The 17595-nt window shown below is 38.9% G+C and carries 12 protein-coding genes and 1 tRNA gene; 9 read left to right on the top strand and 4 right to left on the bottom strand.

Features of this window, described 5'->3' with window-relative positions; all coding sequences use genetic code 11:
- Positions 1-73 precede the first annotated feature (73 nt).
- Together JWR23_RS06585 and JWR23_RS06590 are read right to left on the bottom strand one after the other, a co-directional pair.
- Positions 74-1282 (bottom strand): glycoside hydrolase family 88 protein, encoded by a 1209-nt coding sequence (locus JWR23_RS06585; RefSeq protein WP_299514500.1) that lies wholly within the window; start codon positions 1280-1282, stop codon positions 74-76.
- A 2-nt stretch (positions 1283-1284) separates the two neighbouring features.
- Positions 1285-1905 (bottom strand): YhcH/YjgK/YiaL family protein, encoded by a 621-nt coding sequence (locus JWR23_RS06590; RefSeq protein WP_299514503.1) that lies wholly within the window; start codon positions 1903-1905, stop codon positions 1285-1287.
- A 306-nt stretch (positions 1906-2211) separates the two neighbouring features.
- On the opposite strand from JWR23_RS06590, the gene kduI reads away from it, so the two are divergent.
- The 7 genes from kduI to JWR23_RS06625 all read left to right on the top strand — a co-directional run bounded on the left by kduI (position 2212) and on the right by JWR23_RS06625 (position 11869).
- Positions 2212-3042, top strand: coding sequence for a 5-dehydro-4-deoxy-D-glucuronate isomerase (gene kduI, locus JWR23_RS06595; protein WP_299514505.1), 831 nt, complete (start codon positions 2212-2214; stop codon positions 3040-3042).
- A gap of 141 nt (positions 3043-3183) precedes the next feature.
- The gene (locus tag JWR23_RS06600; protein WP_299514508.1) at positions 3184-4002 is read left to right on the top strand and encodes an SDR family oxidoreductase; all 819 of its coding nucleotides are present in this window, start codon (positions 3184-3186) and stop codon (positions 4000-4002) included.
- A gap of 66 nt (positions 4003-4068) precedes the next feature.
- Positions 4069-5364: an MFS transporter gene (locus JWR23_RS06605; protein ID WP_299514511.1), complete on the top strand. Its 1296-nt coding sequence runs from the start codon at positions 4069-4071 to the stop codon at positions 5362-5364.
- Between the two features lie 109 nt (positions 5365-5473).
- On the top strand, positions 5474-6484 hold the full coding sequence (locus tag JWR23_RS06610) for a LacI family DNA-binding transcriptional regulator (RefSeq protein ID WP_299514514.1): 1011 nt from the start codon (positions 5474-5476) through the stop codon (positions 6482-6484).
- Positions 6485-6703: 219 nt separating this feature from the next.
- Positions 6704-7489, top strand: a complete 786-nt coding sequence (locus JWR23_RS06615) for a hypothetical protein (protein WP_299514517.1) — start codon at positions 6704-6706, stop codon at positions 7487-7489.
- Positions 7490-7520: 31 nt separating this feature from the next.
- The gene (locus tag JWR23_RS06620) at positions 7521-9839 is read left to right on the top strand and encodes a GH92 family glycosyl hydrolase (protein ID WP_299514519.1); all 2319 of its coding nucleotides are present in this window, start codon (positions 7521-7523) and stop codon (positions 9837-9839) included.
- Positions 9840-9841: 2 nt separating this feature from the next.
- A complete protein-coding gene (locus tag JWR23_RS06625; RefSeq protein ID WP_299514521.1) occupies positions 9842-11869 on the top strand; it encodes an alginate lyase family protein in 2028 nt (675 codons plus the stop codon).
- A 308-nt stretch (positions 11870-12177) separates the two neighbouring features.
- Here the strand turns inward: JWR23_RS06625 and JWR23_RS06630 are convergent, their stop codons facing one another.
- Together JWR23_RS06630 and JWR23_RS06635 are read right to left on the bottom strand one after the other, a co-directional pair.
- Positions 12178-15063: an outer membrane beta-barrel protein gene (locus JWR23_RS06630; protein ID WP_299514523.1), complete on the bottom strand. Its 2886-nt coding sequence runs from the start codon at positions 15061-15063 to the stop codon at positions 12178-12180.
- A gap of 47 nt (positions 15064-15110) precedes the next feature.
- Positions 15111-16061: a hypothetical protein gene (locus tag JWR23_RS06635; RefSeq protein ID WP_299514526.1), complete on the bottom strand. Its 951-nt coding sequence runs from the start codon at positions 16059-16061 to the stop codon at positions 15111-15113.
- Positions 16062-16316: 255 nt separating this feature from the next.
- Here JWR23_RS06635 and JWR23_RS06640 point away from each other — a divergent pair.
- A tRNA-Pro gene (locus JWR23_RS06640) sits at positions 16317-16390 on the top strand.
- 242 nt (positions 16391-16632) lie between these two features.
- Positions 16633-17415 (top strand): RMD1 family protein, encoded by a 783-nt coding sequence (locus tag JWR23_RS06645; RefSeq protein WP_299514529.1) that lies wholly within the window; start codon positions 16633-16635, stop codon positions 17413-17415.
- The last annotated feature ends 180 nt before the right edge of the window (positions 17416-17595 follow it).

Genomic DNA, 17595 nt, shown 5'->3' on the forward strand with positions numbered 1-17595 from the left:
GGTAAATTGGTTATAATTGGTGGCCAAATATAAAACAATCTACTATCAGCTGATATATATATTACAGAATCTGTTACTGTTTAATAACCGGTTGATGATCATGCAGGCGCTGCTTGCGTGTTAACGCTTCCAGGTAATAATAATCCGCATAAATTATCGGCACATCTATCTCGCTATGGGCAGGAAGGTGGCCGGTGCTATGCAATAATAAAAACCCTTTACTTTCGCCTTCTTTTGCCCTGTAGTTGGATAGATTGCTCACTATCTTATTAGCTGTTGAAGTGTATGATTTGCCATTAACACTATAAGTACCCAACTCATATAAAGCCGATGCTGTAATTGCCGCCGCCGAAACATCATGAGGTTGATTAGCCTTATCCGGCACATTATAGTCCCAATAAGGTATAAGGTCCTTAGGCATATTTGGGTCATTCAAAATAAATTTGGCAATGTTTTCTGCCTGTTGTAAATACTTTTTGTCCTTAGTTTCCCGATAACATAGCGTATAACCATATAGTCCCCATGCCTGACCACGGGCCCAGGCAGACTCATCGGCATAGCCCTGTGCGGTTATCTTATTAACAACCTTTCCGGTTTCGGCATCATAATTAATTACGTGGTAAGAGCTGTTATCGGCCCTGAAATGATTTTTTAGTGTTGTGTTGGCATGGGTAACCGCTATTTTATAAAAAGTAGAATCACCGGATAGGCGGGTAGCCTCAAATAACAGTTCCAGGTTCATCATATTATCAATTATCACCGGATATTTACCAATCTTTACATTGTCCCATGACTTAATTGCGCCAATTACCGGGTTAAAACGTTTAATTAAGGATTGTGCTGCCTGTACAATTACCGCTTTGTAAGCAGGGTCCTGTGTAAGGCGATAAGCATTGCCAAAACTGCAATAGATCTCGAAACCCAGATCATGGGTGGTAGTGTTGGTTTTTTCCTGCTCAATAAAAGCCGTATAGGTTTTTGCTTCTGTTAGCCATTTGGCATCTTTAGTATGCTCATATAAATACCAAAGCTCACCGGGGAAGAAGCCGCTGCACCAGTCTCTTGAGTTAATCAATACAAGATTACCGTTTTTATCTAACGTGCGCGGAACTACTAAACTGTTGTTTGTAGTTTGAGCCTTTGCCTTAGCTACCTCTATTAACATTAATGAAGTTTGTGAGGTTGCAAAGGTAAAGGCGCCGGCAACGTCACTTTGGGCACGCACTTTTAAAGTAAATAAACTTATAAAAATTGTAAGCAGTAATTGGTGTTTAATACGCATAACTATTGTGCAACTTTAATTTTTATAACTAATTTTTTTACCTTGTCATACCCGTCAACATGTATAACCGGACGATGTGCGTTTTGCGGAAAAAATATCATCAAAGTTTCCTGGTCTGCTATATAATAATTGCCTTTGGTGTTAGCATCGTAATGTGCAACGTCTTTATTTTCATCATATTGATCGGTAACCACAGCCGTTGCAGGGTTCATCACAGCTATACGCTCTTTTCCGCGTATCATTAAATGCAGGTCGATATACTTCCGATGTGATTCCCACATCGTTTTATCATATTCCTTAGTATTAGCATCAGTTATAGTAGAAAAAACATTATCGCCATCTATTAAATATTTTCCCGGCGATACGGTATCCAGCTTTGTATTATTTATATAAGCGAATGCCTTATCCCACGCTGCTTTATTTTTATGATATTGTTTGGCAAACTCAACATAATCAATACCGGCATATAGCTTTGTTTTAAAACCATTTCTCCATTCTCCTTTATCGGCCCACTCTTTGGCAGATTTTTCGGTCCAGTTAGCAGTTGTTTGAGCCAAAGTTGTTTTACTGATAAAACAAACCATAACTAACAGGATCAATTTGTAGTTGAATATCTTTTTCATATCATAAATAATTTGGTGCCAGCTTAGCAGCGAAGGCATAATTGGTTCAAACTTCAATATTACAAGTATTCGGCTATATAAATATAACAATAGCATTAAAATTTACGCAAACGATGTAATTAATTTAATGAGTGAATGAGTGAGTTTTGAATGAGTGAATGTAATCGTATCTTTCAATTTAACATTCACTCAATTACTTATTCACTCATTTTTACATCGTTTGCGTAAAAATATACCTGAGCACTCTTTTTAATTGACCGATAAATTGTAAAATTGTCATCAGTAAAACCAATAACTAAATTTATTTTGAAATCTATATATAGCGTACACCCGGAGGATTTTAAATTATACCAAACAGCGGCTATACGCGAGCGGTTTTTGCTTGATGGAATAGTTAAACCAAACCAGATAAATTGCGTTTATACGCATTATGATCGCATGATTGTTGGAGCGGCAAACCCCATTGATAAACAACTGGAACTGGAAAGCTATCCCAATTTAAAAGCCGAGTACTTTTTACAACGCCGCGAGATAGGCATTATTAACGTAGCCGGCAATGGTGAAGTTATTGCTGACGGACAAGTATACGCTGTAAATAAACTGGATTGCCTTTATATTGGTAAAGGTGTAAAAAGCGTAAAGTTTTCAAGTAAGGATAAGGCTAATCCGGCGGTATTTTATATGCTGTCATGCCCGGCTCATGCCACTTATCCAACCACTTTATTAACCAATGAAAAAGCAGTTAAGGTAAATGCCGGCGATGCTTCAACAGCAAACCGTCGTACTATAAATAAATATATACATTCAGAGGGTATACAAAGCTGCCAGCTGGTAATGGGACTTACCATTTTAGCTGAAGGAAGTGTTTGGAATACCATGCCGGCGCATGTGCATGACAGGCGCATGGAAGCTTATTTTTACTTTGATGTACCTAAGGGGCAACGGGTATTCCATTACATGGGCGAGGGGCAGGAAACAAGGCACATACTGGTAGATAATTACGAAGCCGTAGTATCGCCGCCATGGAGCATACACTCGGGTAGTGGCACGGCCAGCTATAGTTTTATATGGGGCATGGCCGGCGAGAATCTGGATTATACCGATATGGATGTTTTTGATATTGGGGATATAAGATAAGCCCCCCTCTAAACGGCGAAGCCTTCATGAACACCTTAAAAATAAATATAAGTGAATAATCTCCCCCGGTAGGGGAGACTTTATAAATGAAAAAAATGAAAGCTCCTTTCTACCGGAAAGGGGTGGGCTAAATAATTAAAAGTGGAAAATAAATTTTCGTTAGAAGGAAAAGTGATTGTAGTTACCGGCGGTACCGGTATTTTGGGTAACTCATTTGTAAATGGTATTGTTGAGGCAGGCGGCACAGTAGGTATATTAGGAAGAAATAAAGATGTTGCCGAAGAGCGTGCAAATGCTATCAATAAAAACGGGGGCAAAGCTATTGCCCTAATTGCCGATGCTTTGGATGAAGACGCGCTTGTAGCGGCAAAAGATAAACTATTAGCTGCCTATGGCAAAATAGATGGCCTGGTAAATGCAGCCGGCGGTAACATGCCAGAAGGTGTTTTAATGCCTGACCAGGATATTTTTAAAATGAACCTGGCCGGTATGAAGAAAGTAACCGAACTTAATTTATGGGGTACAGTTATACCTACCCAAATATTTGGTGAAGCTATTGCTAAAACAAGCGGCAGGGGCAGCATAGTCAATATATCATCCATGAACTCTAAAAGTGCTGTAACCCGTGTATTGGGTTATAACATGGGTAAGGCCGCTGTTGATTGCTATAATCAATGGTTCGCGGTCGAGCTGGCTAACCGGTATGGTGATGCTATCAGGATGAACGCGTTGGCTCCGGGATTTTTCCTTACCGAGCAAAACCGTAATTTATTGACAAAGCCGGATGGTGGCTATACAGATAGGGGCGAAAAAGTGATAAGAAATACACCATTTAAACGCTTTGGTAATCCTGATGAACTGATAGGCGCATTGGTATGGTTATTAAGTGATGCATCGGCATTTGTAACCGGATCAATGATCTGTGTGGATGGCGGTTTTTCTATTTTTAGCGGCGTATAATAGCTGTTATAAATATAAACTTATATTGTGCCGGCCCTTAAGCCTGCCAATTTTATATATCCAATTATGAACGAAACCAAAACCGGCAACTACCGATGGGTGGTAGTGGCCCTGCTGTTTTTTGCCACAACCATAAACTATTTGGATAGGCAAATCATTGGGTTATTAAAACCTACACTAGCGCTTCAGTTTCATTGGACCGAAAAGGATTATAGTCATATTGTAATGGCATTTTCGGCAGCTTATGCGTTAGGGTTGTTATTGTTTGGTAATTTTATTGATAAAATTGGTACTAAATTAGGCTATACCATTTCTATTATTATTTGGAGCATTTTCGCAATGCTTCACGCTATTGTCAAAAGTACGTTTGGTTTTGGTGTTGTAAGGATAGGTTTAGGAATGGGTGAGGCAGGAAATTTTCCTGCCGCCATTAAATCAGTTGCCGAGTGGTTTCCAAAAAGAGGGCGGTCATTTGCTACCGGTATATTTAATTCGGGTGCTAATATAGGCGCAGTAGTTGCTCCAATCATGGTGCCGTTAATATTGGGTTGGTATGGCTGGCAAATGGCATTTTTAATTACCGGCGCCATAGGTTTTATATGGTTAATATTTTGGCTGATATTTTACGAGGTGCCGTCAAAGCATAAAAAAATAACCCCTGCCGAATATGACTATATCCATAGCGACATTGGAGATGCTGAAGAAATTGCAAATGAAGCCAAAAAAGTAAAATGGATCGAGCTTTTTAAAATACGCCAAACCTGGAGCTTCTTTTTTGGTAAATTTTTAACAGACCCCATCTGGTGGTTCTTCCTATTTTGGCTGCCCCCTTATTTTTCAAGTACATTTAAGCTTGATCTTACCAAACCAAGCTTGCCGCTTGTAGTAGTTTACACAACAACAACCTTTGGAAGTATTGGAGGTGGTTACTTATCATCATGGTTAATTAAAAAGGGTTGGCCAATATTTAAAGCGCGTAAAACATCCATGCTGATATTTGCATTTTGCACTGTGCCCATAGTAACCGCGCAATTTGCAACTAATATTTGGCAGGCAGTAGCGCTTATTAGTTTGGCGGCAGCTGCACACCAGGCATGGAGCGCTACCATATTTACTACCGCTTCGGATATGTTTCCTAAACGTGCCGTAAGTTCGATAGTAGGTATAGGCGGCATGGCCGGTTCGGTTGGGAATATTCTTTTCCCGTTATTGGTGGGTTTTGTATTGGATTTTTATAAAAATGCAGGCAACATAACCATAGGGTATAATATTATTTTCTGCATCTGTGGCTGCGCCTACCTGTTGGCATGGCTAATTATGCATTTCCTCACACCAAAAATGAAACCCGTACAACTGAGCTAATATCATTAATGTAATTATACCGGAGCTTATCTCATCAAAATTAAAATATGTATTTTAGCAGGAGTTAACTGCATAATACAAATCGTCTATGAATTTTAAAGCTATTACAATGAATGATATTGCAAAGGCGCTGAATCTTTCAGCATCTACAGTATCAAAGGCATTAAGTAATAGCTATGAGATTAGCGAAAAAACAAAAAAGCTGGTTCTTGAATACGCGGAGGCAAACAATTATCGCCCTAACCTGATTGCCCAAAGTTTAAAACATGGGCACAGTAATTCCATTGGTATTGTTGTTGCTAATATAGATAATCACTTTTTTTCGCAAGTAATAAACGGCATCGAATCTATTGCTTACCAGGAAGGCTACAATGTTATTTTTACTCAAACCCATGAATCTTATGATCTGGAGGTTAAAAATGTAACCCACCTGGCACACCGGTCGGTTGATGGTTTGCTTATATCCTTATCAACAGAAACCCAAAATATTGAGCATTTACAAAAGCTACAAGAACAGGGACTGCCTATTGTGTTTTTTGACAGGGTGAGTGATGAGATGGATACGCACAAGGTTATTGTAGATAATTTTAAAGGCGCATATGAGGCTACTGTTCATTTAATCAGATCAGGTTATAAAAATATCGCGCACATTACCAGTACAGCCAATACCTATGTTACCCGCGAAAGATTATCAGGTTACACGCAGGCATTAACAGATAATGGTATCGCCATAAATGAGCAACTTATTAAATATTGTGTGCTTGGCGGCAGAGATCAAAACGAAATTAAAGGTATACTGAATGAATTGTTAACTAACCCTGTAAAGCCCGATGCAATATTTACCGCATTTGACAGGATAACAACTGTAACCTTAGGTTTGCTGCATCAGCTAAAAATAAAAATTCCGCAGGATATTGCTCTGCTTGGCTTTACCAATACCGTACTTGCCGATGTTTTAAATCCTTCATTATCTACCGTTTACCAGCCCGGTTTTGAAATGGGGCAGGAAGCCACTAAAATGCTTATCAGCTTAATTAAAACTAAGCGCCCTGTTACTGATTTTGAAACAATTGTGTTACCTACACAGCTATTTTTAAGGGATTCTACCGCAAAAAAATAGTATAATCGTTAATATTTAGTTTAATCTATTAATAATCAATAAGTTATTACTTATTGGTTGATGGTAATATCCGATAACGATTTCGTAAATAAAATCATGTGGAATAGTAAAAAATGAACTAATCCTGATAGTTTTGATAAATAAGATAACCGGCATGGTTATCAGCCAATTTTTATAACCTTTTATTAATCGTTTAAATAATAGTTAATCAAAATTATTATGAATAGATTTTTTGTTTGCGCGTTAATAATTTTATTAAAAATTACACCGGCTGCACACGCGCAAATTGTAACGCTTGATTATTACTTTAACCATGAAACTCACAAAACCAAAGATGGTATAAAACGCTTCCATTACTTATGGGACGATGAGCAAAATACAGGCTTTTCTAAATGGGGGGCAATGTTTAAAGCAAATGGCCTTATATTGGATACGCTGGATAAAGCACCCACTTTGGCAAACCTGCGTAACAGCAGCGTTTATATTATTGTTGATCCTGACACTAAAAAGGAAACCGCCAATCCCAATTATATTAAGGCAAATGATGCAGAGCAAATAGCACTTTGGGTAAAAGCAGGCGGCGTGTTGGTTTTAATGGCGAATGACAGTGCCAATGTAGAATTACCGCATTTTAATACATTGGCCGCAAAGTTCGGCCTTCATTTTAATAACGATTTGCCAAATCACGTTATTGATGATGATCATTTCAAGGATGGCGAAGCCATGTATGTTGATAACGCGATATTTAAATCAAATCCGAAAATATTTTTGAAAGATGTATGCAGCATTAGTTTAAATGATCCGGCAGCAAAAGCCGTTTTCAAATCGGCTGATGGAGCTTCTGTAATAGCCGCGACAGTAAAATATGGCAAGGGGGTAGTATTTGCCGTTGGCGATCCCTGGTTGTATAATGAATACGTGAACGGACGGTTAACCGCAATCTATCAAAACGATATTGCAGCAAAGGAGCTAACATTATGGCTTAAAAAACAAACGAAAAAATAAACTAACTATAACCAATTATAATAAACCAAACATGAAACTTTTAAAAAAACAAATTGCCTTTAGCATTTTAAGTATTTGCATAATGCTATTTATCAATTTAAATATTGTAAATGCGCAAAAAAAGGCAAAGGCAGTTCCAGGTTTAACTTCATTTGTTGACCCAATGATAGGGGCAGGGGGCCACGGCCATGTGTTTGTTGGTGCAAGTGTGCCTTTTGGCGCTGTGCAGGTTGGCCCGGATAATCATTATAAGGGCTGGGATTGGTGTTCGGGTTATAACTATGCCGATAGCCTGATGATAGGCTTTGCCCAAACCCACCTTAGTGGTACAGGCATTGGCGACCTGGCTGATATACTGATCATGCCTTATACCGGTCGCGTACGGCTGAGCGAAGGTATAAACGTAGTGAAAACGCCCGCAACTGCCAATACGGTAGTAGTAAACGGAACGGCAGGCGTGGAGCAGGTATCTGATGATTCCTATTCATCACGCTATTCGCACAAATATGAAAAAGTGAAGCCTGGTTATTATTCAGTAAAACTACTTAATTACGACGTTGATGTGGAACTTACTGCAACCGAAAGGGTAGCTTTTCACCGCTACCATTTCCCGGCAGGAAAAGAAGGGCATATTATAATTGATTTGAAAACGGGCATTAACTCTAAATCTTTCGATTGTAACATTAAACAGTTAGATCCATATACATTAGTGGGCCGCCGCAAATCAAAAGGCTGGGCAAAAGATAGGTGGATATTTTTTGCCATCAAATCATCAGTGCCGCTCACTAAGTTCAATGTATATAGTGATACCCAATTAATGGACGGTACAGACGGTACAGCTGATGCAATAAAAGGCTTGATTAGCTTTGAAAAGGCGCCTGCAACAGTGATGTTAAAGGTTGGCATATCGCCTGTTAGCCCGGAGAACGCGTTAGATAATATTAAAGCTGAAATACCCGGCTGGGATTTTGAAAGTGTAGTAAAACAAGCAAATGCTAAATGGAACAAAGAACTATCAACCCTGAGTGTTGAAACCAGGAGTTTATCTGATAAGCGCATATTCTATACTTCCCTATTTCATACGATGATTGACCCGGCTATGTTTAATGACCATAATGGCGACTATCGTGGTACCGATAAAAAAGTATATACCAACGTTCCTTTTACTAACTATTCCATATTTTCTTTGTGGGACACTTATCGTGCGGCAAATCCTCTTTACATTTTAACGCAACCTAAAAGAACCGGTGATATGATCAACTCCATGCTGGCCATTTATGATCAGCAGGGACGCTTGCCTATATGGCACCTGGATGGAAACGAAACAGGCACCATGGTGGGTATAAGCAGCATGCAGGTAGTAGCCGAAGCATACCTGAAAGGCATTAAAGGTTTTGACGCGCAAAGAGCATTTGATGATATAAAAAGCACAGCCAATTTAGATCTGTTGGGCTTAAAGTATGTAAAAAACTTTGAGTTTATCCCTTCATCAGAAAGTCGTTCTGTTGGTAAAGCATTGGAATATTCTATTGGCGACGGAAGTACCGCATTGATGGCAAAAGCGATGGGTAAAATGGATGATTATGATTACTTTCTAAAAAGGTCGCAAAACTATAAACTATATTATGATCCATCTGATGGGTTTTTTAAGGGAAGAACCGCGGATGGGAAATTTCCGGCAAGTTATTCACCTACAAAAGCTTTGAATTATTATGCAGAGGGTAATGGCTGGCAATATCTTTGGCTGGTACCACAGGACGTAAAAGGCCTGATAACATTATTAGGCGGCGAAAATGCATTTAATGATAAACTCGACAGTTTATTTGTAACCAAAACGCCCGCATCTGAAGCTGGGAAATTGGCAGACTTAACCGGTTTAATTGGTCAATACGCCCATGGTAACGAACCAAGTCACCATATCAGTTACCTGTACAGCTTTAGCGGCCAGCAATGGAAAACTGCCGAGAAAGCCCGTTATATCATGAAGAATTTTTATCCCAATAATCCGGATGGAATTATTGGGAACGAGGATTGCGGTCAAATGTCTGCATGGTATGTGTTTTCATCAATGGGGCTTTACCCCGTGTTCCCGGCATCAGGCGAATATGTTATTGGCAGCCCGGTGGTTAACAAAGCAACTATTCAGACTACCTCCGGTAAGCCATTTACTGTACAGGCAGTAAATAACAGCGATAAAAACATTTATATTCAAAGCATTACCCTTAACGGTAAGAATTATAAAAACGGCTATATCACCCATAAACAAATGATGCAGGGTGGTACAATGATTATGACGATGGGTAGTAAGCCTAATTATAATTTTGGAACGTCGGCTGCTAATCGTCCATAATTATGAAAAAAACATTTGGAGTTGTTTTAGCTGGCCTGTTTATAAGCGTTGCTTTATATGCGCAGCAAAAACCCTTTATACATCCGGGTATGGCGCAAAATCGCCAGGACCTGGATTATATGAAGAAGATGGTACTTGCCGGTGAACAGCCTTATAAAGATGCTTTTGACCGACTAAAAAGCGCTACCTCACTAAGTTTTAAACCACAGGCTTTTACTCATATTTCGGTTGGGTCATATGGGGCTAACAGCCAGGGCGGAGGGCAGCTTTCGCGCAGTGCCGATATATCTTATAATTGCGCGCTGTTATGGTATATAACAGGTGACAAGGCTTATGCTGATAAGGCTATTGAAATATTAAACGCATGGTCGCCAGTATTATGGGATTTTGATGATAACAACGCCAAGCTAAATGTGGGTCTAACCTCTTACTATTTCTTAAATGCTGCCGAGATATTAAAAAACACCAACTCGGGCTGGAAACCAAAAGATGTAGCGCAGTTTAAGCGGATGATAATAGGGCCATATTATTCAACCATAAAAGACTTTTTCACCGAAGCTAACGGCAACTGGGATGGTTCCATGATCAACTCCATGCTATGCATGGGCGTTTTTTTAGATGATCATGAAATATTTAACCGTGCTGTTGAACGGTTTTATCACGGGCCTAATAATTCGGGTATCACCAAGTACATCTATCCAAGCGGGCAGATACAGGAAACTGTGCGCGATTGGGGGCATGTACAACTGGGTATAGGCGAATTTGAAAAAGCCGCACAAATAGCGTGGACACAAGGCCTTGATTTTTACGGCGCTGCCGGAAACCGCCTGGCATTAGGGTATGAGTATTCCTCCAAATACATGTTGGGCGATGATGTACTGGTTTACGGACTGATATCAGTTAGGGAACGGGGGCAAAATTTCAGAGATATTTACGAGGCTATCTATCAGCATTACCAGGTTAAAGGAATAGATATGCCCTATACGGCTCGTATCATTAAAGAGAAAACACGGGATAAATCTTCATTTGCTTTATTAACCAGTGTACGGGCTCCATCCAAAGCAATAACCCCACATCATTTAATAGTGCTACAAGTGCCCGATAATGTAATATTACAGGCAGGTGCATTAAACACAGTTACTGCACAACCAATATCCGAAGCTATTATAGTTGCCCCTGGCGACTCAATACAGGCGGCATTGAATGCAAGTATGAGCAAAGGTAAATGGGTGGTTTTGGCAAAAGGGGTACATGTTTTAAAAGCATCACTGCGTATACCAAGTGGCGTAACCCTATCAGGTGAGGGTAGAGAAACTATATTAATGCTCTCGCCTAAAACCAATGGCAAAACCATTGAGAATTTAGATAAAGATATGCATGATGTTACTATCCGTGATCTTGTACTTGAGGGCGGGTTAATTACCGGTGTAGAGTTTGATCCTAACGCCAGCCGCAGGAACCGATCGTACATGAGCGCGCCGCCAAGGGCAGGAATTGAGTTTCAGGCAGATCATGATAACCAGATGCATAACATTCGTTTCGAACATTTAACGGTGCAGAATTGTACTAAGAATGGTGTATCAGTACGTGGTGCCGCCGGTGTAGTGGTAAAGGATTGCAGTTTTAATGATAACGGTGCCAATGTTATACCCGGTGGCGGGCTATTGCATAACCTGCATCTTACCCATTCAAGCAATATCGATGTGAGCGGCAGCCGGTTTGATACCTCTACTTTTGGTAGTGGCATTGATGTGTCTTTTTGTAATGATGTTGCTATCGTCAATAATGAAGCTGCCCGGAATAAGCTATCAGGCATCAGGTGTACAGAAAGCAACAATATAAAAGTAACCGGAAACTTAACCGAGGGTAATGATGAGAACGGTATTAAATTCGATACGCTATTGGATGCCTTCAGGAAGATAACAGTTACTAATAATGTTGCCCAATACAATACCGAAAAAGGAATTGATATTGGCAAAGCGATAGAAAGCACGGTTGCAGGGAACACACTTGTAGGAAATGGGAAATAATTAGAAAAGACCATCGTCACGATCAAACCCAACCCCTCTCTTACAGCAACGGTTATTACGTTAAAAAAGATGATGTAGTGTTTCACAAAATAATGAAACACATGAAACACTCTTTTAGGTTAACTTATTGATATTTAATAGTTTGACAAAATGAGTGAAACACTTTGAAACAGTACAAAAGCTTTAGGTAAAATAGTATAAATACTTTACAATGAGTAATTTATGCTGTTTTACCGATTTTTGCAAATTTAGGGTGAAACACCTAATGTGAAACACTTTTTTTTGTGACCCGTCCTAAAAAAAGTTTATTAGTTATAAATAAAACTACCATCTCCTCTGCGCTGCATTTCTTTACCTTTACGCATAGGCCTGCCGCTCCATTGTTGCAGGTTAAGCCTTAGGCCAACCAGGAAATACCGGCTTAATGAATTTGATACTGTATTGGTTACCCCGGTTGCAGTTACCGTTTGCTGTATAAAATTGTTTTGATGTAACAGGTCATACACATCAAATGTAAATACCAGGTTCTTTTTCTTAAAGAATTCTTTTTGAAAACCTGTATTTATTACTAACGGATTTGTGCTATTGCTTATACCGCTAACAAATATTTTTCGGGCACTGTAATTTATCTGGAAGGTCTTTAAAAAATACATCTTGCCATCAACAGCTAACTGGGTTGTTCTGTAATAAGTTGGCCTTGAATTAAGGGCTGTGGTAAATGTCCTGTCAACATCATAAGCTACATATGGGTTGATCTCAATATTGTCTGTAGGGTTAATCCTCGGGCCAAAACGTTCATCAAATCTCCAATCTGTAGAGTGGTATAATAAATTATTGCTCATAGCAGGAGTATAGCTATAGGTTATATTTCCGTTTAATGAAAGATTATACCTGCGGTCATCCAATTGTTTGGCAAATGTATACCGGCCTACTACAGATTGTGCCCCATTAAGGTTAACATAATGCACCTCGTTTATATTTTGATAAACTCTTTTCGCGGGGTCAGTATTATCTTGAATAAGCTGCCGTATCTGGAGCGTATTTGTAGTTATTTCATTATCAATGGTAGTTGCATTTAAATTTAATGCAATGGTAATTTTAGAGTTTGCTATATAATTATTATAAGAAGCATTAATAGAATTGTTAAAAGAAGGTTTAAGATTCGGATTACCAACTATAGGGTTAAGCGGCGATGACCTATCAGTAAATGGCTGAATTTCATTAAAGCTGGGCTCATTGTTAGCACCAGAATAGGTTAATTGAAACCTTTCTGTTCTTGACCACGTGTAGGCAAAACGAAATGCCGGTATCACCCTGAAACTGGAGCGGGATGTTGTCGTATTCAGACTGGTACTATTGTCAATCTTTGTTCCGCTTAAATTATAAGGTATGGCAGTTGCACCAAGTGTTAGGTTAACTTTAGTACCATTAAACCTGTAATTAAGTGTTAACCGCTCCTGGGTAGTTGAATAATTATATATATTACTCAACGCGGTAAGCTCCTTTAACTGGCCATTAGCTAATACGGTATCCTGTACAGACCGTGAATTATTGTTAGACCGGTTCAAATCACCCCTAAACTCAATTTGCGAAAGCAGGCTTATGGGTTCAACATATGTTACAGTGGTATGGTAGGTCGAATTTTTATTGCTTCTGTCAGTTAATAAATTCACCAGTGAATCTTTTGTCAGAACGTTTAGTGTACTATCAGCATAGTGCCGGTAATCTTTATTACTACCTCCATTTGACTGAGAGTTTTGATTGGATGCACTTACTTGTATTGAAAAATTCCTTTTTGGTTTTTTAAATACATGCAGGAAAAAAGCAGTAAGGCCATAGTTAGTATTAGTACTTAATGAAGTGCTAATGCCTTTATCTACCAAATGCTCAAAACCTGTGGTGTAATTGTTTACATTATCTGTTAATGAATTGGAAGAAGATGTTGAATTAGTGTAGCCAAAGTTTGGTGTTATTTGTAAAAAGTTAGCGCTATCCAGGTTAACTTCCATTTCAAAATGTACCTGATGCCCTTTGCTATTAGTTTGACGGGTATTTTGGTTAATAAAATTGCTGGGGCCATAGGTGGTATATCTTTGGCCATAGCTATTATTAATAGAATTATTGTTATTGAAATTATAAGCATAGCTGGAATTAACCTGCATGTCTTTGCTCCATTGATCGCGGTAATTAAATGTTGGCGAGCCTGCCTGTGTTGTACCCGGGCTGCCGCCACCTCTGGCACCTGCGCCAACTCCCGTACCGCCACCACCGCCATTAGTGGCGCCACCCTGTACACCTGTTGAAGCTACACCATTTACAGTGTTCCTTATGTTGCCAATTACACCTAATTGCTGGTTAGCGTTTATGCGTTGTACAAAAAGCTGCGCGTTATAACGGTCATCATTACCCGCCTGTGCGGTTAGGCGCCCGGTAGTACCTACAGACTTGTCTGGTTTGGTTGTAATATTTAATATTTTTTGCGGATCGCCATCTTTTATGCCTGTGCGGGCAGCCTGATCGCCATAATCGTCAACAATCTGTACCTTCTCAATTATATCAGCCGGTAAGTTTTGAATAGCTTGTGCTACATTACCGCCTGCATACTCTTTACCATTAAGTTTAGCCCGCATTACCTGCTGGCCCTGGTGGGTTAATGTTCCATCTGATCCAACCTCCATCCCTTCCATTTTCTTTAACAATTCATCAAGTGTTGCATTTTCACGTACCTTATAATCACTGGCACGGTATTCAACGGTATCGGTTTTATAGGTTATGCTTGGTGTGCCGTTAATCTGTACCTCATTAAGCTCGTTACTCTTAGTTTTAAGTATTATGGGGTCTAAAACCACTCTTTTTGTGGCATCACTATAACTGTATTTTTTTATAAAAGTTATTGAGCCAATGCTTGATACAGTAATATTAAAAACATTGTATTTTACATTTTTTATAATAAATATCCCATCCTCATTAGTAGATGTTCGGATGGTATCTATTTTTGATTTCAAGGTTACTAATGCGCCAATAACTATTTGCCCGCTTTCATCTTTAATAATACCACTCACTTCACGTGAAGCTACAGGCGGGGGCACTATCGCTGGCGTACCAGCCCCGCCGGCTCTGCGGCCCTGGCCCGACTGGCCGAAAATTTGGCATGACAATGCTATCAAAATGGTTAGGGTAAATATTTTTTTCATGTTGCGGGCTTAGGTAAGTTGCGAGGTTAGGTAAACAGGAGCTTGTATTATTGTTTAGCTAAGGTATACTTCCCCCAAAAATCGGTTGGCGCAGATAACTCCTGGAAATCAATATTGTTTCTACCGCCGCCATTACCGCCACCGCCATTACCGCCGCCGCCATTTCCTCCACGACCGCCGCCACCACCACCACCATTTCCTCCACGACCACCGCCGCCACCAAATCCACCGCCACCGCCACCAAATCCGCCGGCTGCATTACCGCCAGCGTTGCCCCGGTCGCCGCCAAGTGTAGCATCATTATTTCTTGCTGCTATTTGTATACCATTAAGCTTTAAATTATAAGCAAATTCCTTTGGCGCATCTGCCGAAAGTTCTAATGCCTTAAGCGGTACAGCCATTTCGTAAGTAAAATTTCCCTGGACATCATAACCAATGGAAGCTTTTATGCTGTACTCGTTATATATAGAAATAAGTGAATCTGTAATATCTTTAAATCCAAAAACTTTTATTTCTTTGCTTGCAGCAATAAATTGTTGATGCTGTAAATCTGCAGCCGCTTTAATGGCCGAGTCTGATAGCGCTACTCCGCCATTTCTGCCACCACCAAATCCACCGCCTCTTTGTCCACGCTGCCCACGGCCATTTGCCCTGTTTATTACCGGATAAGTAAGCGTGAATGCATCTTTATCTTTTTTCTTATCAGCAGTGTTTATAGTAAAGGTTATACCGCCTGCTGCAATTTTAGCGTTGTTAGTAGCATCTGATGATTGTATTACCAGGTAAAGGTATTTTGCATCGTTAGCCAGCGTGTAATACAGTTTGGTGCTTTTATTATAGGCCTGGAAATCATTTTTCCATTCGGTAAGGTTACCATCAACTTTAACAGTAGTAGCAGCCCATAAACTGTTAGTTTGTACTTCTTTTAATTTTGATTGAGCAAATATTTTTGCAAAACAAAACACCATTAAAATGGCCAGGGGAAGATGTTTTTTCATTTTATTTTAATAATTAGGTTTTTGGGATATTGGTTATTGACTGTGAATTTACATGGAAGTTTAATAAATGTTTTAATGTCATATAATTGTTGCTTAAATATCATATAATTGCTGCACAATGAGTTAGGTTATGCATTGCGATTTATGGGCTGTAAAGTTTATTCACAGCTTTAAAACAAGCAAAAAAGCATGTACAAAGTTCTTTTAAAAAATATTTGCAACAGTAATTTTAAAGCTTACCTTTGCAATCCCAATCGGGATGTAGCGTAGCCCGGTATCGCGCCACATTTGGGATGTGGAGGCCGCAGGTTCGAATCCTGCCATCCCGACACCAGTGATACCAATCGGAAAACCTCTTCAAAGAAATTTGGAGAGGTTTTTTAATTTAATAACGATCCGGGATTGAGATTGTATATTTGATAAAAGCCGCTATACAATTATATCATAAAGTATTTTATATCATAAAGTATTTGCGTAGTTTTAATATAAAAACACTTATATATCCTTTCCATTTACTATTCAATGCTATTAATTTGTAAGTGGTAATTAAATGAGTCAAGAATAACCAAATATGTTACAACAAGTTTTATCATACCAGATAGCTGACAGTATTGATATAAAAATGTTCAAATCTGCCTTTAAGTCTGATTTGTATTTTAGCGATACCGATGAATTATTTTACATAATAGATGAAGGCCAATATATTTATGTTTTTAAATATGGAGTTGTTTGTTTTTTAAACTATGATGCAGTCAAGATCTCTGAATTTTTAAGGTTAATATCTTCTTATTGCAAAAACAAATTTGATCAAAGTTTTGAAGAGGAATTTAAGATACAAACGAACTCAGTTAAAAACAAAATAGGTTTCAATTCAATCGAGATTATAGGAGAAGACATTGAAGTGCTGCGTTTAATAATGCTGAATGTTTCACAATCAGTCGCACTTGATTATTATCACGAGCAAACGACCAAACTGATGGAGGAAACAAATTACCATACTCAGATACTGGAAACCAGGGGGCGTCTTGATCTATCAGGTATAAACCTGAAAAAATATATAGGTAGAACACTGATATTAAAAAACCGGATCGCTGAAAACCTCTATATTTTTGATTCTCCTCCCGAAACATGGGAAGATGAAAATCTAAATAAAATCCACAATGATCTTAAACGGACCTTTGACTTGAAGGAAAGGTTTAGGAATATACAGGAAGGATTAAATATTATAAAAGATAACTACGAACTTTTTAGGGACCTGTTGCAATATCGAAACAGTTACAGGCTCGAATTAGTGATCATTATCCTGATCCTTGTGGAAGTACTTAATATTTTCGCTCAAAAAATATTTAATTGAATTTAACGGGATCAGATCATGATTTTTAAAAAAGTCACTGATCAATTTTGATTCAACCCACCTATAAAAGTGGCTCTATGGCTTTGATTTTTTACTTCCGGTTATACTTGGTTTATATTATACCAACATTGAATTAAATATAAACTCATGTTTTATAAATAGTTACAGTAAACAACCCTT

It is taken from the genome of Mucilaginibacter sp., assembly GCF_028288205.1.
In the GTDB taxonomy this organism is placed as follows: domain Bacteria; phylum Bacteroidota; class Bacteroidia; order Sphingobacteriales; family Sphingobacteriaceae; genus Mucilaginibacter.

Coding starts and splice junctions, on each gene's coding strand:
- JWR23_RS06635 (WP_299514526.1), bottom strand. CDS start 16,061: ATGAAAAAACATCTTCCCCTGGCCATTTTAATGGTGTTTTGTTTTGCA.
- JWR23_RS06610 (WP_299514514.1), top strand. CDS start 5,474: ATGAATGATATTGCAAAGGCGCTGAATCTTTCAGCATCTACAGTATCA.
- JWR23_RS06625 (WP_299514521.1), top strand. CDS start 9,842: ATGAAAAAAACATTTGGAGTTGTTTTAGCTGGCCTGTTTATAAGCGTT.
- JWR23_RS06645 (WP_299514529.1), top strand. CDS start 16,633: ATGTTACAACAAGTTTTATCATACCAGATAGCTGACAGTATTGATATA.
- JWR23_RS06630 (WP_299514523.1), bottom strand. CDS start 15,063: ATGAAAAAAATATTTACCCTAACCATTTTGATAGCATTGTCATGCCAA.
- JWR23_RS06605 (WP_299514511.1), top strand. CDS start 4,069: ATGAACGAAACCAAAACCGGCAACTACCGATGGGTGGTAGTGGCCCTG.
- JWR23_RS06590 (WP_299514503.1), bottom strand. CDS start 1,905: ATGAAAAAGATATTCAACTACAAATTGATCCTGTTAGTTATGGTTTGT.
- JWR23_RS06620 (WP_299514519.1), top strand. CDS start 7,521: ATGAAACTTTTAAAAAAACAAATTGCCTTTAGCATTTTAAGTATTTGC.
- JWR23_RS06585 (WP_299514500.1), bottom strand. CDS start 1,282: ATGCGTATTAAACACCAATTACTGCTTACAATTTTTATAAGTTTATTT.
- JWR23_RS06615 (WP_299514517.1), top strand. CDS start 6,704: ATGAATAGATTTTTTGTTTGCGCGTTAATAATTTTATTAAAAATTACA.